Origin of the sequence: Peribacillus muralis, from assembly GCF_001439925.1 — a bacterium.
Classification (GTDB): Bacteria; Bacillota; Bacilli; order Bacillales; family DSM-1321; genus Peribacillus; species Peribacillus muralis.
On sequence record NZ_LMBV01000097.1, the window covers coordinates 1 to 208 of the forward strand.

Annotated in this window: 1 pseudogene; it reads left to right on the plus strand. The window is 41.3% G+C overall.

The annotated features are described in order from the left end of the window. Positions 1-208, plus strand: a pseudogene (locus ASU00_RS24235) (IS110 family transposase); the annotation flags it as partial.

Sequence of the window (208 nt, forward strand, 5' to 3'; positions counted from 1 at the left end):
AAAGGTGCTTGAAGGTGCAAATATCAAATTAGGCTCTGTCGTATCGGATATTATGGGCGTTTCATCAAAGGACATGCTTCATGCGATCGCAATTGGTGAGGATGATCCTGAGAAACTAGCAAACTTTGCGCGACGTTCAATGAAGAAGAAAAAAGATGATTTAATCCTTGCCCTGAATGGGTATGTGAATCCTCATCAACGAATGATG